General features: G+C 52.6%; 17 protein-coding genes and 1 pseudogene. 9 read left to right on the top strand and 9 right to left on the bottom strand.

From position 1 onward, the window contains the following. Positions 1 to 80: 80 nt before the first annotated feature. The 3 genes from ACEQ15_RS01525 to ACEQ15_RS01515 are packed head-to-tail and all read right to left on the bottom strand — an operon-like array spanning position 81 to position 2,142. On the bottom strand, positions 81 to 746 hold the full coding sequence (locus ACEQ15_RS01525) for a hypothetical protein (protein ID WP_370277228.1): 666 nt from the start codon (positions 744 to 746) through the stop codon (positions 81 to 83). Between the two features lie 43 nt (positions 747 to 789). After that, positions 790 to 1,563 (bottom strand): Bro-N domain-containing protein, encoded by a 774-nt coding sequence (locus ACEQ15_RS01520; RefSeq protein WP_370277226.1) that lies wholly within the window; start codon positions 1,561 to 1,563, stop codon positions 790 to 792. 42 nt (positions 1,564 to 1,605) lie between these two features. Beyond that, on the bottom strand, positions 1,606 to 2,142 hold the full coding sequence (locus ACEQ15_RS01515; protein WP_370277224.1) for a hypothetical protein: 537 nt from the start codon (positions 2,140 to 2,142) through the stop codon (positions 1,606 to 1,608). A gap of 217 nt (positions 2,143 to 2,359) precedes the next feature. Between ACEQ15_RS01515 and ACEQ15_RS01510 the strand changes: the two genes are divergently transcribed. Both ACEQ15_RS01510 and ACEQ15_RS01505 read left to right on the top strand, forming a co-directional pair. Next, a complete protein-coding gene (locus ACEQ15_RS01510) occupies positions 2,360 to 2,617 on the top strand; it encodes a type II toxin-antitoxin system Phd/YefM family antitoxin (RefSeq protein WP_370277223.1) in 258 nt (85 codons plus the stop codon). Between the two features lie 40 nt (positions 2,618 to 2,657). Next, positions 2,658 to 2,927: pseudogene (locus ACEQ15_RS01505) on the top strand (type II toxin-antitoxin system RelE/ParE family toxin); the annotation flags it as partial. Between the two features lie 99 nt (positions 2,928 to 3,026). Here ACEQ15_RS01505 and ACEQ15_RS01500 read toward each other — a convergent pair. Then, a complete protein-coding gene (locus ACEQ15_RS01500; RefSeq protein WP_370277221.1) occupies positions 3,027 to 3,956 on the bottom strand; it encodes a DMT family transporter in 930 nt (309 codons plus the stop codon). Positions 3,957 to 4,060: 104 nt separating this feature from the next. Between ACEQ15_RS01500 and ACEQ15_RS01495 the strand changes: the two genes are divergently transcribed. Then, positions 4,061 to 4,852, top strand: coding sequence for a helix-turn-helix domain-containing protein (locus ACEQ15_RS01495; RefSeq protein WP_370277220.1), 792 nt, complete (start codon positions 4,061 to 4,063; stop codon positions 4,850 to 4,852). Positions 4,853 to 4,870: 18 nt separating this feature from the next. Here the strand turns inward: ACEQ15_RS01495 and ACEQ15_RS01490 are convergent, their stop codons facing one another. Together ACEQ15_RS01490 and ACEQ15_RS01485 are read right to left on the bottom strand one after the other, a co-directional pair. Beyond that, the gene (locus ACEQ15_RS01490) at positions 4,871 to 5,716 is read right to left on the bottom strand and encodes an alpha/beta hydrolase (RefSeq protein WP_370277219.1); all 846 of its coding nucleotides are present in this window, start codon (positions 5,714 to 5,716) and stop codon (positions 4,871 to 4,873) included. 11 nt (positions 5,717 to 5,727) lie between these two features. Next, positions 5,728 to 6,594: an MBL fold metallo-hydrolase gene (locus ACEQ15_RS01485; RefSeq protein ID WP_370277217.1), complete on the bottom strand. Its 867-nt coding sequence runs from the start codon at positions 6,592 to 6,594 to the stop codon at positions 5,728 to 5,730. A gap of 193 nt (positions 6,595 to 6,787) precedes the next feature. On the opposite strand from ACEQ15_RS01485, the gene ACEQ15_RS01480 reads away from it, so the two are divergent. Beyond that, positions 6,788 to 7,297, top strand: a complete 510-nt coding sequence (locus ACEQ15_RS01480) for a thioesterase family protein (protein WP_370277215.1) — start codon at positions 6,788 to 6,790, stop codon at positions 7,295 to 7,297. A gap of 68 nt (positions 7,298 to 7,365) precedes the next feature. Here ACEQ15_RS01480 and ACEQ15_RS01475 read toward each other — a convergent pair whose 3' ends face one another. Beyond that, positions 7,366 to 7,743, bottom strand: coding sequence for a nuclear transport factor 2 family protein (locus ACEQ15_RS01475; RefSeq protein WP_370277214.1), 378 nt, complete (start codon positions 7,741 to 7,743; stop codon positions 7,366 to 7,368). A 107-nt stretch (positions 7,744 to 7,850) separates the two neighbouring features. Here ACEQ15_RS01475 and ACEQ15_RS01470 point away from each other — a divergent pair, with 107 nt between their 5' ends. Further along, entirely contained in the window at positions 7,851 to 8,720 is an 870-nt protein-coding gene (locus ACEQ15_RS01470; protein ID WP_370277213.1) for a LysR family transcriptional regulator, read from the top strand. Positions 8,721 to 8,825: 105 nt separating this feature from the next. Here ACEQ15_RS01470 and ACEQ15_RS01465 read toward each other — a convergent pair whose 3' ends face one another. Further along, the gene (locus ACEQ15_RS01465) at positions 8,826 to 9,773 is read right to left on the bottom strand and encodes a DUF6635 family protein (RefSeq protein ID WP_370277211.1); all 948 of its coding nucleotides are present in this window, start codon (positions 9,771 to 9,773) and stop codon (positions 8,826 to 8,828) included. A 377-nt stretch (positions 9,774 to 10,150) separates the two neighbouring features. Here ACEQ15_RS01465 and ACEQ15_RS01460 point away from each other — a divergent pair, with 377 nt between their 5' ends. Both ACEQ15_RS01460 and ACEQ15_RS01455 read left to right on the top strand, forming a co-directional pair. Further along, positions 10,151 to 11,773, top strand: coding sequence for a GGDEF domain-containing protein (locus tag ACEQ15_RS01460; protein WP_370277210.1), 1,623 nt, complete (start codon positions 10,151 to 10,153; stop codon positions 11,771 to 11,773). A 138-nt stretch (positions 11,774 to 11,911) separates the two neighbouring features. Further along, on the top strand, positions 11,912 to 14,959 hold the full coding sequence (locus ACEQ15_RS01455; protein ID WP_370277208.1) for an EAL domain-containing protein: 3,048 nt from the start codon (positions 11,912 to 11,914) through the stop codon (positions 14,957 to 14,959). 450 nt (positions 14,960 to 15,409) lie between these two features. On the opposite strand, the gene ACEQ15_RS01450 is transcribed toward ACEQ15_RS01455, so the two are convergent. Continuing rightward, complete coding sequence (locus tag ACEQ15_RS01450; protein ID WP_370277207.1) at positions 15,410 to 15,871, bottom strand: hypothetical protein; 462 nt, start codon at positions 15,869 to 15,871, stop codon at positions 15,410 to 15,412. A gap of 356 nt (positions 15,872 to 16,227) precedes the next feature. Here ACEQ15_RS01450 and ACEQ15_RS01445 point away from each other — a divergent pair, with 356 nt between their 5' ends. After that, positions 16,228 to 17,100, top strand: a complete 873-nt coding sequence (locus ACEQ15_RS01445; RefSeq protein WP_370277206.1) for a tyrosine-type recombinase/integrase — start codon at positions 16,228 to 16,230, stop codon at positions 17,098 to 17,100. A gap of 14 nt (positions 17,101 to 17,114) precedes the next feature. Further along, a complete protein-coding gene (locus ACEQ15_RS01440) occupies positions 17,115 to 18,302 on the top strand; it encodes an IS91 family transposase (RefSeq protein WP_370277205.1) in 1,188 nt (395 codons plus the stop codon). Positions 18,303 to 18,906: the final 604 nt, after the last annotated feature.

Genomic DNA, 18,906 nt, shown 5'->3' with positions numbered 1-18,906 from the left:
GCGTAGAAGGGGTATGAAGTACGTGCCAAGCTTAGTCCCGTCAGGCAAATACCATCCCTGTGCACACCAAATAAATAGAGCTAACCATCCTGCATAATTTTAAACTTCAATCGGACTTTACCAACTGAAGGGTTGTTAACCAGAAGCTTTGCTGTCTCCTCGCCAATAAAAAGATCAACACCCTGCCTAACATCTTTTTTGTTAGTAGTAGTTTTAGCAATAAAAACCCTAAGCATTGTCTGAACTCCCTTTTCTTCGCCCTGAAGTAAAATAAACTTTCCACGCATATTCTTAAGGTCATCTATAGAAGAAATAGCTTCGGAGTTTAGCAACTGCGAGTTACTCCTAACTACTAGAAGAGCTTCATCCATAGCAAGAGAGTATCCTATATCCTTCTTGAACAAGATTCCTGCCGCTAGATCTCCATCCACACCATAGTAAACATTACGATGCGTTTCCTCTACCTTGTTCATTCTTTCGTTAATTGCGGCATAAGACTTACCGATACCATCTAGAGATGTAGCTATATTTTCTATATTAGAGGGTATCTTCTGAAAACTATCAAAGTTCACATATATTGTAGGCACCAAGAGAAGCAGAGCTGCAACAACACTCGTCCCCACGCTAAATATTACTTTAAAAGTCCAACTTTCAGTAAATGGTTTGGATTTACCATGCTTATTAATATCCTCATCTGTAATTACATGAATTTTTGAGTCTTGCTTTTGATCTTCCACACTACCCATCAGAATTCCATCTCAATCAACTTCCAACATAAAAAATACGGCCTTAACGATCAGATTGCTTTATCAAAGCGGTCGCTTCATCTATTGTTTGCAAGCTAAACCTCGATCCGAATCTATCCCCTGACGGGCAACTTTGATGGGGTCTTACTTTTGAAAAGCTAATATTTTCACACCACGCTATGACCTCACGCTCTTTTTCTTTGGTGAAGTTTATACCCAAAAAATCCAGCCTTTCTCGCACAGTGATTAAGGAGCTTTGCTCGGAACCTGACTTTTCTAAACGTTCAACGCGATCCTTTACATTACCAACCTCTTCGATCACATTATTTACATCTTGTTCAAGCTGCTCTTGCTTAACAATTGTATCAGCCAAAGCTCTTGAGTTTTGAGCCAGTAATTCGGCCATCTGAGAAAGCACAGATCCTTTTGAAGCCGCTGGCGGCGGGTACATTCCGAATCTAGTAATAGAAGGAACAACCTCGTGAAACAACCACTTTTGAAATTTTTTACCTGCTTTACTGCTGTCACCTGATAGGACTCGGTACAGTCCAGGCTGAGTTATATAAACTTCTTGACCACCACCCTCATGAACTAATACGTGCTCGTCCTCATCCAGAACATCGAGTTGTCTCCTGATAATCCCTAACATGGATTTCGGGATATGTTTATCATCAAGAAGCTCATTCTCTCTGTTTAAGGTAACCATTACATCTTTCAAAGATATATATAAAACATCACCCTCGACGAATGTTCTTATGTCAGACGAACCCGACTCACCAGAGTATGTTATTTTCTGAAGCCCGTTACTCATATTCATGCCTTCTATTGTTATTCATAAATGGAGTTCAATATTTCGCAATCACCCACCACAAACCTCGTCCCGCATCTGAATAGTCCTCGGATCTCGACTACTCATCGCTTGAATCCTTAGCACCGAACACTGCTGTCGCCTTTTCAGTTCCTGATCATCAGCTGCAGTTGATTGCCTTACTTCCGCAACCACAGGCTTAAACTCCACGGATGCGGCGCAGTAGAGGTTCTTCTGTTTCTGATGTTTCCAGTGGTCACTGGAATTATTGGTCAGGTGACGGCAGGTTTCGGTGAACAGTGCGCGAGCGGCACGGGTGCATTTGGAGTATTCCAGCAGATTATGTTTGAGCTGGGCACAGACGGAGTCTTTACGTAAGCGCCAAAGCTGGTACTGAAACGTGACCGGCTGGTCGTCGTAGGTCACATGCTTGGATTCAAGCTCGACACCCAACATATCACGCTGGGTTGAGGTGACGCTGTAGGCAAGGTCATGGATAAAGGAGCTGTACGCCCGGGCGATCACATTGCCCGCGTGCAATGGTGCTGAGACCAGTAGAAGTAAAACGAAGAAACGCGTCCAATGCATCGTACAAACCCTGTATCCAATCCTTACCCAGCGTACTCCGGCCGGTTATTGAACAGCAGTTTGCTACGTGTTCGTTGTTGGTGCAAGTAATTGCAGGCGGGATTCTACCTATGTCTTGATCTGAACAACGCTTCCAGAAGCTATCCAAAGCGTACAACGCTCAGAGCATATGCCATAATGATCAAAGTGATTATTTTGATCAATTTGGGCAATTTCTATGGAAACACTTAACGCCAGTGAAGCTAAACGCGAGTTTGGAGAGCTTTTGATGAAGGCGCAGCAAGCGCCTGTTGGCATCAACAAGAACGGTAAGCCCGTCGCAGTTGTGATGTCAGTTGCTGAATACGAAGAGCTGGAAGCCCTTCGGGAAGCGCGCTTACGTCAGGAGATTCAGAAGGGTCTGGATGATCTCGATGCTGGCCGCGTACAAGATGGTGCCGAAGTAATTGCAAGGTTAAGAAAACGGATTAAGTGATGCTCGGCTCTTTTCCAATAAGAGGAGCTATACGGATGAAGCTGAAAGAGAACTGGAGATGATCACTGACTACACCACAGAACGTTGGGGTACGGAGCAGGCTCATCTCTACCTGGATCAACTCATTGATACGGTCGAAACGCTCTGCCGTAATCCACATCTAGGTATTAATAAAGAAAATATCGTACCAGGGCTGAAGAGCTTCCCCTTCAAAAGCCATACCCTTTTCTTCAAGCAAACTGCGAATATACTCGTTGTTGTGCGTGTACTCCATAGCAGTATGGACGCCCCACTACAGTTCAATCGATAACACCACAAACTGTGGCCAATTAATCAGCAAGTAGGGGGCAAAAGCGAGGCGTATTGCACCGAAACTACTGATGGCATAAGTCTCCATCCTTGCCTTCATTCAGGCAGGTTTGCCCGTCCTCTCTCGCCGCTTACTAAGCCAGCCATGACTACTCACCAGCAGGATGCCACCGATAATCAACGCAGAGCCGACGATAAAGTTGGCTTCGATACGCTCGCCCAGCAGCCAGTTGCCCAGCAGTACACCAAACACCGGGGTCATAAAGGAGAGGATACCCAGTTGGGACGCTTTGTATTTGGTGAGCAGCCAGAACCAGACCAGGAAGGCGATAAAAGAGACTACGATGCCGTGGAACGCGAGGCTACCCATAGCCTCAGGGGTTGGATTCACATCTGCCTGACCGGTCATATAGGCCCAGAGCGATAGCAGCACAAACGCCACCACCAGTTGGTACAACAATGTCTGTCTTGCAGGTAAGGCACTCAATCCGGTGGCACGTACAACCACAGTGGTGAGTCCCCAAGCGGCACCTGCCAATAGCGCGAGGAAGTCCCCCAACAGCACGTCACTGCTGAGTGCTTCGGTCGAATCCCCACCCAAAAAGGCCAGAACGATACCTGCAAACGCCAGCAGAATACCCAGCCACTGCAAGCGACTCATGCGTTCGTTAGGGATCTTCAGGTGCAAACCGATGGCGGCGAAGATCGGCGAAGTGTAGAGAAACACAGTCGCATGCCCGGCGGAGGTCTTATTCAGCGCCTCGCCCACCAGCAGAAACTCCAGGGTGAACAACACACCGATCAGCAGCGCCGGTATCCGGTTTTCCGGAGCCAGCGGCATCCGGTGTCGCTGTAACAGAATCAAGCCGATCAACAAAGCGGCGGCGATACCAGAGCGCAGAGCGATCTGAAAGACAGGCGCAAGGTCCTCTGCCACCGCTTTCAGCATGACCTGCTGCGAAGCCATCACCATGCAGAAGATGGTCATCGTACCAATGGCAAACAGATCTAACGGTTGTCGCGTTCCCATAACGCCTCCTGTAATTCAGTGTTCTGATGAGGATTATGGTTTTGTCTGTAGTGATTGATATAGCTACAAACAGACAAACGATAGTGCAGATCAGCCAGCAATTCATGAGCGAGACACCGTTTATCTACAAGCCCATCGTCTTCGAGCAGTTGCCCGAGCCGGTGTTTTATCTGACCCGCAAGATGCCGTGCGATACGATTTACCCACCGCACAGCCACCGTTGGGGCGAGTTTGTGTATTCATTCAGCGGGGTATTGGAGCTTCAGGCGGAGGGATCGCTGTTCCGGGTTCCACCCAATTACGGCCTGTGGTTGCCACCGGAAACCGAGCACAAGGGCCTCAACCGCCACGCCTCTATACATTGCTCGCTCTATATCGATCCCGCCGTTGCCGCAGCGAAGGCTCTACCCAAAGTCACCTGCGCCCTCACCATCAACGCCATGGTTAGGGCAATGCTGAACCATTGTTGCTTACAGTCGCCTCAATCACCCTACGCAACGGAAGAGGCACGGTTACTGGAGGTGATTGTGGATCAACTGGCGGTAGCGCCCTGCGCGGGCAGCTATCTGCCCACCTCAGATGATCCGGCTCTATCGAAAGCGCTCGCTTACCTGGAAGATCACCCCGGCGACAACTGCTCGGTACGGCAGCTGGCGGAACGCTTCGGCACCACCGAGCGCACCCTGGCGCGGAAAGCACTGCGGGATCTGGGTATGCCGTTAAGTGAGTGGCGCCAGCGTCTGAAAGTCGTGCGGGCGATGCCGATGCTGCAGGCGGGAATGACGGTGGAGAACGTGGCGCTGGATCTGGGTTACAGCACGGCTTCGGCGTTTATCGCCATGTTCCGCAGGTTGCTGGATATCACACCGAATGAGTACCGGAAGAACGCAGAATAGGCAGGCCGCCAATCTCTATCACCAGCGTTCTTCCTGCCCCGCCCTAGCTTCTGGCGCCTCAATAAACGCAGCGACCCGCAACCAGATCGCATCGCCATGCTTCGCAAACAGGTCGTTATGCCCGGCACCCGATACACTCAGCATGCTTTTGAAGTCTGACGGATAGAGTTGATAAAGCTTAGCTCCCAGCCGGTACGGTATCTCCCGATCCCGTTCGCCGTGGACAAACAATGCGGGCAGATCAATCCGATCCAGTTTGGCGGCCTGATCAAAGGGACGTCTATCCACAAACCAGCGCAGCCAGCCCATTCCAGCCGAACTCATCACCTCGTGGGCGCTGGTGAAGGTGCTGATCAGGATCAAGCCAGCCAATTTACGATCCTGCGCCAGATCGATCGCTACGGTGGTGCCGAGTGAGCGGCCGAGGATAAAGATGTTCTGCGGATCAAACTTCAGCTTATCGGTGGCGTATTGCAGCGCAGCTTTTCCGTCGGCATAGATGCCATGTTCGCTGGGCTTGCCTTCGCTACGGCCATATCCACGATAGCCCACCAGCAGGACGTTGACGCCGGTATCTGCCAGTTGCCGGGCGTCACTTAGACGATGCAGTGCATGACCGGCATTACCGTGAAAGAACAGCACCAACTTGTCGCTCTCGCGGTTTGGCACGTAAAACCCGTGCAAGCGGATTTTATCCTCCGTTGTAAATGCCACATCCCTTATATCGCTGCCCACCAGGCTGTAGTCACCGGCGCTGAAGCGCATGGGAAAGAAGGCAAAGTGGTTAACGATCGCATCGGTACATCCAATCAGCATCAGCGGTATTAGCGTGGAGAAGATCAGAGTGCGCAGATACCTAATCATCTCCCCTCTCCTCAAAAGCGGTTAAGCGGGATTTTCAGATAACTCACCCCGTTCTCTTCTGACTCGGGCAAGCGACCACCGCGGATATTCAGTTGCACCGCGGGCAGCATTAGCCTGGGCAGGTCCAGGGTTTTGTCCCGTGTTTCACGCACAGTCACAAATTCATCTTGGGCAGTTTCGGCACGCAGGTGCTGGTTGAGGCTTTTCTGCTCCAACACGCTGGTCTCAAAACAGTAGTGCTCCCGTCCATCACCGGGGTAGTCATGACAGACGTAGATACGGGTGTCGTCCGGCAGTTGATAGATACGCTGGATCGAGTCATAGAGCGTCGCGGCATCTCCACCGGGGAAGTCACAGCGTGCGGTGCCCAGATCCGGCATAAATAGGGTGTCACCCACAAACAGCGCATCGCCAATCAGGTAACAAACACAGGCGGGTGTATGGCCAGGGGTATGGATTACTTGTGCGTCCAGGTTACCGATCCGGAAGTGTTCGCCATCCTCAAATAACCGTTGAAACTGGCGGCCGTCGCAGCTGAAACCACCGTCCAAGTGAAAGAATCCGGCGAAGGTTTTCTGTACCTCAGTTACCCGGCTACCGATCCCCATCTGCCCACCCAACTTTTCGTGCAGGTAAGCGGCAGCGCTGACGTGGTCAGCGTGTACATGGGTATCCAGGATCCAGTGCACGTGCAGGTGCTGACGTTGAATAAAGTCGATAATGCGATCGGTGGTGTGGTGGACTGTGCGCGCAGCCACCGGATCAAACCCCAGCACCGGATCGATAATGGCGCAGGCATTACTCGCCGGATCAACCACAATGTAGCTGAGTGAACCGGTCTCTTCGTCGAAGAAATGCGTTACCTGAGGCTTTAACATAGGCTCGCTCCTGATAGGCTCCCTGATTCCTCTTCACCCTATTTGTTCAGTCTGAAGCTTAGGTTAAATGCGACGAAAAGTGTCGCACTCAGGGAAAGACGCCAACGTGCATGTTGACGTAGAATGCGGGTTAACCCTAAGGTTATCAGCCGACTTACTGCATCAGAATTATCAAAATAATAAGGACACCCGCATGAACTACTCGGTCACCTCTTCCCGCGACGAAATCGGTTACCTGCTTACCCACTACGGCGAGATCAAGGCCGAATCCTGCGACTACAACGGTCACCTGAACGAAGGTCACGCACTGGTGATGCTTTCGTTGGCGACCGATACGATTCTGGATGCGATCAAGCTGGATGCGGCCGGTCGTGAGCAACTGAACTTCAGCGCGTTTACGGTGCAGAACAACCTGTATTACCGTGCCGAAGGCCATGAAGGACAGGCGGTATTCGCCCAGTCTCAGGTGCTGGCGTTTGATGAGAAGCGACTGCGTATGTTCCACCGTCTGCTGGATGCCAACGACGGTACCGTGCTGGTTGAGCTGGAATGTCTGATGCTGGGCGTGGATATGGCCGCGCGCCGGGCAGCGGCATGGCCGGAAGAGGTTGCTGAGGCGATTGCAACGCTGGCGCAGTCACAAAATACACTGCCGGTGCCGGATAACGCGGGTCAGGCAATTGCGAAACCTGCGTTGGGCTGATCATCGCCTCACAGTGATTTAAGGTCAGGGCTGCTTGTGATTGAGCAGCCCTTTCCAATAGCTTCGATTTAGCGCTCACCCTGCACTTCAAAGTCATCCGCATGCAGCTTGGCGGTGCCGTCGGCCTGCATTAGCCAGTGCTCACGGTGTACCACGCCAAAGGCTTTATTCATGGTCCACTTGGCACTCAGGATATAGCCGTCTTCCCCTTCCGGGGTCCAGGTTACATCGCTGTACTCCACGCCGTGAAAACCATCATCGATGATCTTCTGCCAGAACGCCTGGATCTCCTCACGTCCGGTAAAAGTGCCAAATGGACGGGCGTGCATCACCGCGCCTTTTTCATACTGGGCGGCACAGCCCGCTGCATCCTGATTGTTAAACGCCTGCTGCCAGCGTGCGATGGCGGCTTTGGAAGCTTCGAGAACTGTATTGGTGTCGGTCATGGTGATCCCCTGTCCGTAAATCGTTGATGGGATAAATATAGCGTTGGGGGTATGATCGAAAAACAAAGCCAATAAAAACCACTGTTCGATTAATACGGACAATACGCATGAACAATCTGCGCCATATGTCGGTTTTCGCCCGCATCGTTGAAAGCGGCTCAATCAGCGCGGCCGCTGAAGCCCTGGAGCTGTCCAAGTCGGTGGTCAGCCAGCACCTGAAAACCCTGGAAACCGATCTCGGTGTACCGCTGCTCAAACGCACCACCCGCCGCCAGATTCTCACCCCCGCCGGTGAAGCCTTCTACGCCAAGTGCCAGCAACTTAATCAGTTGGCACAGGATGCCTGGGAGGAAGCCCAACGCACCCAGTCAGAACCTGCGGGTAAGATCCGAATCACCGCCCCGCACGCGCTGATGGGTCCGCTGATCGCCCCGGTAATCGGTGAGCTGATGCAGCGTTATCCCAGCATCGAACCGGAACTGATCGCCAGTGATGAACAACAGAACCTGATGCAGGAAGGGATCGATCTGGCGATCCGTGTAGGACATTCGCCGGAGAGCAATTACCGGCAGCGCAGAATCGGCACGTTCCGGGATATTCTGTGTGGACACAACACCTATGTGAAAGGCACTGAACCCAGCACGATGCGCTATATCGCCAACCGCTGGCAGGGTAAACAGATCCATCATGAGCTGAGACATAAAACCGGTGATTCATCACAAGTGTTGGAGTTTACTCCGGCCTGCACGGTGGATTCGGTCTACACCACACTGGCAATGCTGGAATCCGGTGCGGGTATCGGCCTGATACCGGACTTTCTGCTGACCAGCCAATCCCATGGGTTGGTTGAAGTACTGCCGGACTATCAGTTGGAGGCGGTGCCGATCTTTGCTCTGCACCCCTATCAGTCGGGCTTGCCCCGCGCTGCGGCAGTCGTACTAGAAGCGGTTGAAACCAAGTTAATCAGCCCTGAATAAAAGAACCCCGCTGCACTGCAGCGGGGTAAGCTTGGGGAGAAAATAAGACAGACATAAGGAATGCACCTTCCGTTACGCCCTTCCTCCCCAGGCAGATCACTTTTTCTACAGCAGTCCCGATTTGATCAGATCGAAGGTTTCCAGGATCCGCGCCACATACTGATCTTTGGGCCGGAAGCTGTTTCCCGAACGCTCCAGAAAATCCTGCTCCATGTGGTTCAGCATTTTCTGCAGGCGGTAGCGGTGCAAGCCCAACGCGGCCTGTATCGGATCGGAGATAATGCCCGAAAGCGCGGCAAAGGCCGCCAGCGTTGCCAGTACGCCCGCCGAGACACCCAGCGTCAGGCCCAATGTGGGTTCCGGAGGAAACATGCCGTAATAGACCTCGCCCAGCGCTTCCCCAAAGATAAAATCCTGCGCCGCCAGCTTAGTGCTGATGATCGAGGTAAACATCAGCGCAATGCCGATACCCCCCGGGGTAAATTTCTGGAAGGCAAAAGCCCCCAGTACGGTGCAAGACAGGGTGTTGGTGATATCTGCCGATGCGGTACGTGTGACCCGGTATTGGGTCAGTGCTTCCTCGATTACCGGCTCGGTGAGGGCATGAAAACGTTCGCTATCCAGTTCGGTATGTTCGTGCTGCTCATAGAGCTGCTGAAGCTCAGCCACGATATAGTATTGCAGCGACCGCTCAGGGTTATCCTGATGCAGCAGATCAGTAAGTACTAACTGCGATATATTCGACTGCACCTGTGTAGTGAACCCGGTCGGGAAACGCTGTAGCAGACCAACCAGCGACTGCATCCCTCCGATCCGTCCAAGCACAAACCTCAGAATGCTCACCAACGCATAGAGCGGTGCCCAAAACAGGTTAATCGGCGCACGCAGCATATCCCAGCCAATAGCCACGCGATTGGTCTGGATTGCCCCCGGATAGCGGAAGTGGCGATCGATAAAACCCGGGAGTGCTTCACGGCACTGGTCAAAGTAGCGACGGGTACCGCGCTCAATGGCTTGCTGAATCTCTGCTTCGGTGAATGGTGTTTGTGTCATGGGGTAAACGTTGCAACGATCTGACTGAGTCGGATATGACTCTGAATGAGGGAATTGTATCCCTTTTTTATCCCTACAAGTTACAACACCTGGGAGACAACTATGCGATAACTAGTGCTGCCTCCCCATTCGAGTGTCTGTAAAGGTGGGGTACGAAGACCCCAGCGTTTGTCGCAAAGCCTCTATCAAAATCACCGATCTGACACCGTACGATTTTCACAATCTCTTCGGACGGCATTAGCACAGTTTGTTTACAGTTATTTTCTCTACGGAAAGCGCCTCGACTAAAGATTTAGTTCAAACGGCCGTTATAATGTGGTCACTAAACACCTACTACTCCTGTCTGAATATCCTGAAAGCCAAGTGAAGGAAACACCGTGACTTCGGATCAAGAGAACTGGAAGCAAAAGTATCGCGCCTTGAAGTCGGACTTTCAGGCCCAGGAAAAACTGCGCGATAAACAGGACAAGGCACGCGACGCACAGCTGCAGGTTACCCTGCAGATCACCCGCCAACTCGCACTCTGCCTGCAAGGTCTCGATAGCCAGCTGGATAAAAACCTGGATAACCTGTTCTCGGCATTGAATGAAGAACAGACCAGCACGCTGAAGAAGATCAGCAAGCAGCTGGATAAATCCCTGCGCAACAACCTCAATCGCAAGAACAAAACCGCAGAAGAAATTGTGCTGGCAGTGCGCCGCTGGATCAGTGAACTCAAGGCACTGACCAACCACGAGCAGACCCTGAACTCGCTGGAGGTAGCCCGCAACCTGAGCCAGGAAGCGGTGCACAATTACTACGATGTTCCTTCGATCTTCGCCAATATCCTGCGCCTGCAGTCCGATATTCTGGATAACCTGCAGGAGATCAGCCAGCAGGCCACACCGGCACAGATTCAGGAAGACACCCAGCTGATCCTGCACCACATTGCCGGCGATCTGCTCGAGCTGATCGATGGTTTGCACCTGTCCGGCCAGAACCGGGCGCGGGCAGAAAAGCTGCTTCAGCAGCTGGAGCAGGGTTTCTCGCTCGACAACCTGCCCACGGTGATGCACAAAACCGTGCAGCTGGTCAGCGAGTGCAGCCGCACACTGAACGATGAGTTTGAACGTTACCTGCTGGACGTCAGCCGTCAGCTGGCGGATATGCAGGATGCACTGATCCGCAGTCACGAGAGTCAGCAGCACTCCAGCGATACCCAGATGCAGCTCAACGAAGAGATGCAGGCCGAGGTCAATAACATCAAGGCGGTAACCAAACGCGCCGCCAGCCTGGGTCAGTTGAAGGAGATGGTCAGCACCCAGGTGAACCGTATCCAGTCAGCGGTCAACGGTATTCGTGAAGCGGAACAACGCCGTCAAAGAGAAGCGGAACTGCGCCACAAGCGCCTCACCGACCAGCTCAAAACGGTAGAAGCTGAAGCACAACAGACCATGGCCCGGGTAGAGGAGGAACGCCTGCGTTCCCGTATCGATCCACTCACCAAGCTACCCAACCGCTTCGGCTACAACGAACGGCTGGACCAGGAGCTGGAGAAGCTGCACAAGTACGAGCGCCCGCTGGCATTGGCCGTGTGTGACATCGACCACTTCAAGAAAGTGAACGATACCTACGGACATCTGGCCGGCGACAAAGCCCTGCGCCTGATGGCTTCGGTCTTTCTCGATAGCCTGCGTAACAGCGATTTTGTGGCCCGTTATGGCGGTGAGGAATTTATTATCCTGATGCCGTCCACCCCGGGCGAAGAAGCCGCCCGCGTATTGGACAAACTGCGCGCAGCGATCGCCGCCAGCCCGTTTAACTTTAAAGGCGTGCCGGTACCGATTACAGTCTCGATGGGTGTGATTGAGGTGCGCCTGAACGAGTCTGCCGAGGAGTTGTTCTCCCGTGCCGACAGCTTGCTCTATCAGGCCAAGAAACAAGGTCGTAATCGTTTGTGTGCAGACTTCAGACAGGATGAAGAAAAACGCACCGATCTGGAGAACAGCGTCTCCAACTAGTCGTAAACCCTTACCCGGGGTGACAGACATCAAGGAAGCCGGGCAATACCCTTGCATCGGCTCAAATGTGATATTAATAATAACCACTTATTGAATGACCATTTCAACAAGGAACGAACGAGAGGAGCTGTGCTGTTGTTGTCCGTAGTAAAACGCATTGCTTCCTCATTGCTGGTTGTCCTGTTTTGCTTATTGCCCACCGTCGCACTTGCAAACACATCCTCAACTATCCAATTCACCCCGGAAGAGCAGCATTTCATCGAGACCCATCCCGAGATCATCGTGGGGGGCGAGATGGACTGGCCACCGTTCGACTATGTCGAGAACGGCAAGCACAACGGGATGGTCACCGACTACCTGAAGCTGATTGAACAACGCACCGGCATCAAGTTTAAAGTGGTCACCGGCTATACCTGGGCCGAACTGAAAGCGATGCTGGACAACAAACAGCTGGATATTCTGCCGATCCTGTCCTGGTCCAAAGATCGTGCGCGGAAGTTTCACTTTACCCGCTCCTATCTTCAGCTGCGCAGTTTTGCCTTTACCCGCAGCAATGTGCGTTCCATCAAGAAGATCGAGGATCTGTACGGTAAAACCGTCGCCATCCCCGCTGGTTTCTCGATGATCAAGAAACTGGAGCGAAAACACCCGGAAATCCGCATCAAAGAGGTCAGAGACTTCGATGAAGCCGTGGATTCGGTGATCACCAACCGTGCGGATGTGGTGATCAGTACGGCGCCCCTGATCAACTACTACCTGCTGAAGAATTCGCTGTCAGGCTTAGCCGCTGCCTTTCCGATGAAGATGGCCATCAACGATATGCATATGGCCACGCGCAAGGATATGCCGATCCTGCGTGACATCCTGCAGAAAGCCCTCGACAGCATTGAAGAACCCACCCGTAACGCCATCGTGGCCAATTGGGCCGGAATGGACAGCCTGGCCGCCCTGCAGGACACCTCACTGGAGCTGAGTGACCAGGAAAAAGCGTACCTGAAAGAGAAGGAGCAGATACACGTCTGTATCGATCCCAACTGGATGCCTTATGAAGGCTTAGTGGACGGCAAACACAGCGGCATGTCTGCCGATTATCTGAAGTATTTCTCCGACAAGCTCAATGTTCCATTCAATCTGGTTAAGACCCGTTCCTGGACGGAGTCGCTGCAGTTTGCTGAGGCGCGCCGCTGTGACATCCTGCCGATGATCAGCAACCGTCAGGAACGACGCAGTTACCTGAGTTTTACTGCCGCCTACGTAGAACCGGTGCTGGCGCTGGCAACAATAGAAAGTGCGTGGTTTTACTCGAACTTCAAAGAGATCAGCGGTCAGCGTATCGGGATCGTCAAAGGTTATTCCCCCGGCGACCTGATTCGCCAACACCATCCGGACATTGAACTGGTGGAAGTGGACAATATTCAGCAGGGGCTGGAGATGGTCCATCAGGGCAAACTGCTTGGCCTACTGGATAGCCTCCACAATCTCAGCTACCACATCCAGCGCTATTATTACGGCGAGCTGAAGATCAGCGGTAAGTTCGAATACAACTGGAACGTCTCCCTGGGCGTACGTAACGACGAGCCGCTATTGGCGTCGATATTCAACAAACTGATCGCCCATACTCCCGCGTCTATGCATCAGCAGATCAGCAACAACTGGATCGCGGTACGTTACGAAGAAGCGATAAGCTATGACCTGCTCTGGAAGGTACTGTCTGCCTTTGCCCTGATCCTGCTGATTCTTGGCCTGCGCTTCCGCCAGATGGTGCGCTATCGCAACGAGATCAGCCTCAAGAACAAGGAGCTGGCGCAGATCAACCTGCAGCTTGAGAAGCAGACCGAAGCGGCGCGTCATATGGCGTTCCACGATCTATTGACCGGCCTGCCCAACCGCTCCCAGTTGCTGGAGAATCTGGAGCACGCCATTCAGCTTGCCCAACGTCAGGAATCCAAACTGGCGGTACTGTTCCTGGACCTGGACCGCTTTAAGTACATCAACGACTCCCTTGGCCACCACATTGGTGACGAACTCTTGAAAGAGGTTGCCAATCGGGTGAAATCCCAACTGCGCAACTCCGATACCCTGGTCCGCCTCGGCGGCGACGAGTTTGTGATCCTGCTGGAATCCCTGGAAGACAACAACACGCCCGGCAAGGTCGCCCAGAACATCATCGACACCCTGCAAGAACCGATGGATGTGGCAGGCTTCCACCTGAATATCAGCGCCAGTATCGGTATCGCCTTCTATCCGGAAGACGCCGACAATATGCACAGCCTGATCAAAAACGCCGACAATGCCATGTATCAGGCTAAGGAGCTGGGCCGAAACCGCTTCCGCTACTACACCCGCGCACTCTCTGAAGAGACCGAAAAACGCCTGGCAACCGAATCCGCCCTGCGCGAAGCGATGCAACTGGACCAGTTCCATCTGGTGTTCCAACCGATCATAAACCTGCGCACCATGGAAGTAAGCCATGCCGAAGCGCTTATCCGTTGGCAGCACCCGGACCTTGGCTTTGTTTCACCGGAGTACTTCATCCCGATCGCCGAGGAGAACGGCCTGATCAACGAGATCGGTATCTGGGTGGTACGTGAAGCGTGCAAGGCGTACAAGAACTGGATGACCCAGGGGTTGATCCTGAAATCGGTAGCGATCAATGTCTCCAGCGTCCAGTTTAAGAAAGGCGACCTGACCCACACCATCCAGTCGATTCTCGCTGAAGAAGGCCTGGATGCACGCGCAATCGAGATTGAGATCACCGAGCGTTATCTGATGGATCAGACCGAACACAGCATCAAACACCTGGATGCGCTTAAAAGAGCCGGACACCTGATCTCGGTGGACGATTTCGGGGTCGGTTACTCCTCCATGAGTTACATGAAGCGGTTGCCACTGGATATCATCAAGATTGACCGCTCCTTCGTGAACGATATCGCCGAAGACGAAAACGACCGCCAGATCTCCCAGGCGATTATCAGCCTGTCCCATAACCTGGGTTACCGGGTCATTGCAGAGGGTGTGGAAAATGAAGCACAGCTGGCATTCCTGGAACACAGTGGCTGTGATTTTGCCCAGGGTTACTTCTTCAGCAGACCGGTCACCGAAGACACGTTTATTGAAGTGACCACCGAACTCAACGAACGCCTGCGCGCTCAATCGCAGCAAGCGCTGCCACTGGAGCTGAATTAACACCCAACCTCAGGTTGTTCAACGCTGGTAAGCACGCATAAAAAAGTACATCTAACTAAAAATTAGATAGAAAACTTAGAAAAGCCTTATAGAACGAGGCCTGTAAGGCTTTTATCTAATATTATGCATTTTTATCTAATTTTTAATGCCTTTTGTTGCCCGTCAGAGCCTCTTAGAGAGGTGAACAATTAGATGCTAAAGCAACTCGATTTATCTATGTTTTAACTACTTGGCGAATAGTTAACGGCGGCTGATCATGGGCGGCAGCTCCTGCTCCTAAGCAGCCACTGAGGGAGTGTTAGCTTAACCACCGTTGCTGGCCCTTTGCAGACGTTTGTATGGTGCTGACGGAGCGATGTTGAGCGGCTACAGCCAACACTTTGCTGCCGCCCACCATTTCCTGATAACGACCATTGTTGCGACTACGCCGCCATCGGCTGCTCCGTCGGATTAGTGATACTGATTAGGTTTATCGTGGAGATGCGATGAGCCCGCTATGGCAAGCGTCGCAATGAATATCGCCAGGTCTTTGATTAAGTACTGGCCTTCCGGCGTGGGGGAGAATGGGAACGAGTAAAAACATATCTCGGGATTTAGTACAAACGTGAGGATTACGCCTGGTAGGCGGATTAGCAGCAGCAGTAGGGCAACACGAACAAGAGGCCGAAAAAGTAGGCAAACTCCTATCGTAACTTCCCACCATCCAAGTATCAGCACCATGCTTTCCGGGTCGCCCCAGTAGATGGTATGCGCCAGAATTGAGGTCGTGGTCTTATGACCAAATGGCTTGAGCAAGCCGAACCAAATAAACAGGACACCGATAGATACGCGATGGAGCATATGGCCATAGCGATAAAACAGTGCGATCAGCGATCGGTCAAGCTCTTTAACCTGCCTGATAATAAATTTCATGGCTAACGCGAAACTAAGTAGCGCCCTGGCAATGAGGCCTGGTGCAGACCGGAGGCCGGAGCAAACTGAAGCGAAGTGTTAGGCGCTGGGCTCATTAGGTTCATAACTCGTGTACTTTTGCCCAAACATTGTACTGTCATACACTCGAGATGCCATTTTTCTGAGCAATATGGATTCAGGTCACTGGGGAATCAATGTAAAACCACCGTTCTTGGCCCAAGTACTAAACCGCTCGCGCGGTAGTGGGCGCTGCCTGCAACACCGAGTACGCTCTTCTAAGTCAGCATGATTTATACGGCCATTGTCCTACGGGGAGCGGAGGGTATTTCCCTCTGCTTCTTGAGAGGAGCAATATCATGGCCATTCCTATCACTACTATTAGTCCGTTACGCCAGCGCTTTATCGAAGATATGCACCTGCGCAAGCTGGCCCCAGCTACTCAAGCTAGCTATATCCGCGCCGTTAAAAAACTCTCGCTCTTTCTTAACCGCTCACCCCATACAGCTACACCGGAAGACCTTCGACGATTTCAGTTGCAGATGGTCAACGACGGCGTTTCTGCAACTACGATAAACGCCACCATCACGGCACTGAGCTTCTTGTTCAGCGTTACGCTGGATCGCAGAGATGCTCTGCGATTGATGAGCTCTGTTCGTACCCCCCGCAAGCTGCCAACGATCCTCAGTCCCGAGGAAGTTACCCGCCTTATCAATGCAGCCTCGACCCCAAGGAACAAGACGGTATTGGCTATTGCTTACGGCGCAGGTTTGCGTATTAGCGAGGTAGCGGCCCTCAAGGTCAGCGATATCGATAGCCAGCGTATGGTTCTGAAGATCGACCAAGGCAAAGGCAACAAAGACCGATTCGCCATGCTCTCTCCCGCATTGTTGAACCTGCTGCGGGATTGGTGGCGGATTGCTCACGCACAACACCTGATGCTGTGTGATGGTTGGCTGTTTCCGGGGCAGAACCCCGTTTTCCATCTGACCGCACGACAAATCAGTCGTATCTTTCATGCCGCTGCCAAAGAGGCCAATCTCACTAAGCGCGCATCGATGCACACACTACGTCACAGCTTTGCCACGCATCTGCTAGAGCAGAAAGTCGATATCCGGATTATTCAGGTATTGCTGGGGCACAGCAAACTCGGAACTACAGCACACTACAGTCAGGTTGCGAACCGCACGTTAAGAGACGTGAAAGGTCCGCTCGAGTACCTAACGCTGTAGCTGTTTAACTGAGCATGGCGTCTTTGCCGCTAGAGGTTGCGGATATCTTCCGTGCCTGTGGCCCTGACTGGCGCAAAGCCAGAGCAGGAACGCTTAATCTCGGTCAGCTGAAAGCGATGTCAGCGATCGAGCGTTGCCGCAGTGCTGAACTCGGCGGGCATGTTTTGCGGTGTGAACGCTGTGCTCAAGTCCAGATCGCTTATAACTCCTGTCGCAACCGACACTGCCCCAAGTGTCAGACCTCTGCAGCGCATCGCTGGTTGGATGCCCGACAGGCGGACCTCCTCCCGGTGGATTATTACCATGTTGTGTTTACCCTGCCAGCACCAATCAGCGCCATTGCGTACCAGAATAAAGCGATTGTGTACGGTGTGTTATTTAAGGCCGCCGCCGAAACACTATTGACCATTGCCCGCGATAACCGTCATCTGGGTGCACGGATTGGCGTGACCATGGTGCTGCATACTTGGGACTCTGCGCTAACCCACCATCCCCATGTGCACTGCATTGTGCCAGGTGGTGGTTTGGCAATGGAAGGGAGCCGTTGGCAAGCGTGCAAGCCCGGTTTCTTTTTACCGGTGAGGGTATTATCTCGGTTGTTCCGACGGCTGTTCCTGACGCAACTGACCTCGGCCTATCACTCCGGAGCGCTGCGGTTTTTCGGGTGCCACCAAGAACTGAATGAGGCTTCGGCGTTTGCCGCGTGGTTAAAGCCGACCTATCAACAGGACTGGGTGGTCTATGCTAAACGCCCCTTTGCGGGACCAAAAGCCGTACTGGCCTACTTGTCACGATATACCCACCGCGTTGCCATCGCTAACAGCCGCCTTATCGCGTTTGATGAGCACGGTGTCACCTTCAAGTGGAAGGACTACCGACAACAGGGGCGCACGCGACACAAAACCATGACGCTGGCTACTGACGAGTTCATACGCCGCTTCCTGCTCCATGTACTGCCGCACGGTTTTCACCGTATTCGCCACTACGGGCTGCTCGCCAACGGGGGACGCACGGAGAACCTGACTCAAGCTCGCCGACTGCTTGGCGTAGAGCAACAAGCTCAAACTGATGAATCAGCCGACGCCATCGTGTCCGATCAGAGAAGCCCTTTTACCTGCCCGACCTGTGGCGGACCAATGATCGTGATCGAGGTCTTTACGCATCACCACCTTCCGCGTGGACCACCGAGGTTAGCCGCGTGAAACTGCTGGAAGTACGTCATGCCCTAAACTGTTGTTCCGTGGCAGGGGCGTTACTCGTGTCGAATACTGTAATCCCGCAGATTCAAGATCCAAATGAAGGCTGCCGGCGCCGAGATCGGTTATGTAACCGGATCGAATCCGCTTACTCGATGCCACGACAGTGCCGAATACTCATCATTTCTTCGACGAGCTGGGGGCTCATAGACTGGAGCAATACCCTAATCCCCATAGCGATTTCACCATCGCACATCCGCGCTTCGAACCCCGCGGTTTCGTACATGGGGTTTTCTGCAACACCAGCCCGCTAATAATATTCGATCTAACTTCGATGCCGGAGCTTGCGGGCAGGTATCGCAGAACACTTAACCATACCGGACCTTAAGAATCTACTAATGTGCCCAAGTTCAATCTGAGCATTCATGGAAAGCGGACATTCCACTGCATGTTACTGCCGACTGAAGCGGGCACAGGCTGTGTGAAAACTAACAAAATCCTTCCCGGAGCTTACACAGGTTTAAGTTGGTAAAATGGTCAGCGAATTCATCAAGGTTTCGCTGATATGTCATCCCACATTCAAGGCTTGGGCCGATCACAGGTCACATTG

It is taken from the genome of Pontibacterium sp. (genome assembly GCF_964228735.1).
Lineage (GTDB): Bacteria > Pseudomonadota > Gammaproteobacteria > Pseudomonadales > Balneatricaceae > Pontibacterium.
The sequence above is the reverse complement of the archived record's forward strand: the minus strand, read 5'-3'. Positions and strand labels throughout refer to the sequence as shown.

What these genes read in the sequence shown, in the direction of transcription:
- ACEQ15_RS01525 (WP_370277228.1), bottom strand. Translation starts at nt 746, where the DNA reads ATGGGTAGTGTGGAAGATCAAAAGCAAGACTCAAAAATTCATGTAATT.
- ACEQ15_RS01520 (WP_370277226.1), bottom strand. Translation starts at nt 1,563, where the DNA reads ATGAATATGAGTAACGGGCTTCAGAAAATAACATACTCTGGTGAGTCG.
- ACEQ15_RS01515 (WP_370277224.1), bottom strand. Translation starts at nt 2,142, where the DNA reads ATGCATTGGACGCGTTTCTTCGTTTTACTTCTACTGGTCTCAGCACCA.
- ACEQ15_RS01510 (WP_370277223.1), top strand. Translation starts at nt 2,360, where the DNA reads ATGGAAACACTTAACGCCAGTGAAGCTAAACGCGAGTTTGGAGAGCTT.
- ACEQ15_RS01500 (WP_370277221.1), bottom strand. Translation starts at nt 3,956, where the DNA reads ATGGGAACGCGACAACCGTTAGATCTGTTTGCCATTGGTACGATGACC.
- ACEQ15_RS01495 (WP_370277220.1), top strand. Translation starts at nt 4,061, where the DNA reads ATGAGCGAGACACCGTTTATCTACAAGCCCATCGTCTTCGAGCAGTTG.
- ACEQ15_RS01490 (WP_370277219.1), bottom strand. Translation starts at nt 5,716, where the DNA reads ATGATTAGGTATCTGCGCACTCTGATCTTCTCCACGCTAATACCGCTG.
- ACEQ15_RS01485 (WP_370277217.1), bottom strand. Translation starts at nt 6,594, where the DNA reads ATGTTAAAGCCTCAGGTAACGCATTTCTTCGACGAAGAGACCGGTTCA.
- ACEQ15_RS01480 (WP_370277215.1), top strand. Translation starts at nt 6,788, where the DNA reads ATGAACTACTCGGTCACCTCTTCCCGCGACGAAATCGGTTACCTGCTT.
- ACEQ15_RS01475 (WP_370277214.1), bottom strand. Translation starts at nt 7,743, where the DNA reads ATGACCGACACCAATACAGTTCTCGAAGCTTCCAAAGCCGCCATCGCA.
- ACEQ15_RS01470 (WP_370277213.1), top strand. Translation starts at nt 7,851, where the DNA reads ATGAACAATCTGCGCCATATGTCGGTTTTCGCCCGCATCGTTGAAAGC.
- ACEQ15_RS01465 (WP_370277211.1), bottom strand. Translation starts at nt 9,773, where the DNA reads ATGACACAAACACCATTCACCGAAGCAGAGATTCAGCAAGCCATTGAG.
- ACEQ15_RS01450 (WP_370277207.1), bottom strand. Translation starts at nt 15,871, where the DNA reads ATGAAATTTATTATCAGGCAGGTTAAAGAGCTTGACCGATCGCTGATC.
- ACEQ15_RS01445 (WP_370277206.1), top strand. Translation starts at nt 16,228, where the DNA reads ATGGCCATTCCTATCACTACTATTAGTCCGTTACGCCAGCGCTTTATC.
- ACEQ15_RS01440 (WP_370277205.1), top strand. Translation starts at nt 17,115, where the DNA reads ATGGCGTCTTTGCCGCTAGAGGTTGCGGATATCTTCCGTGCCTGTGGC.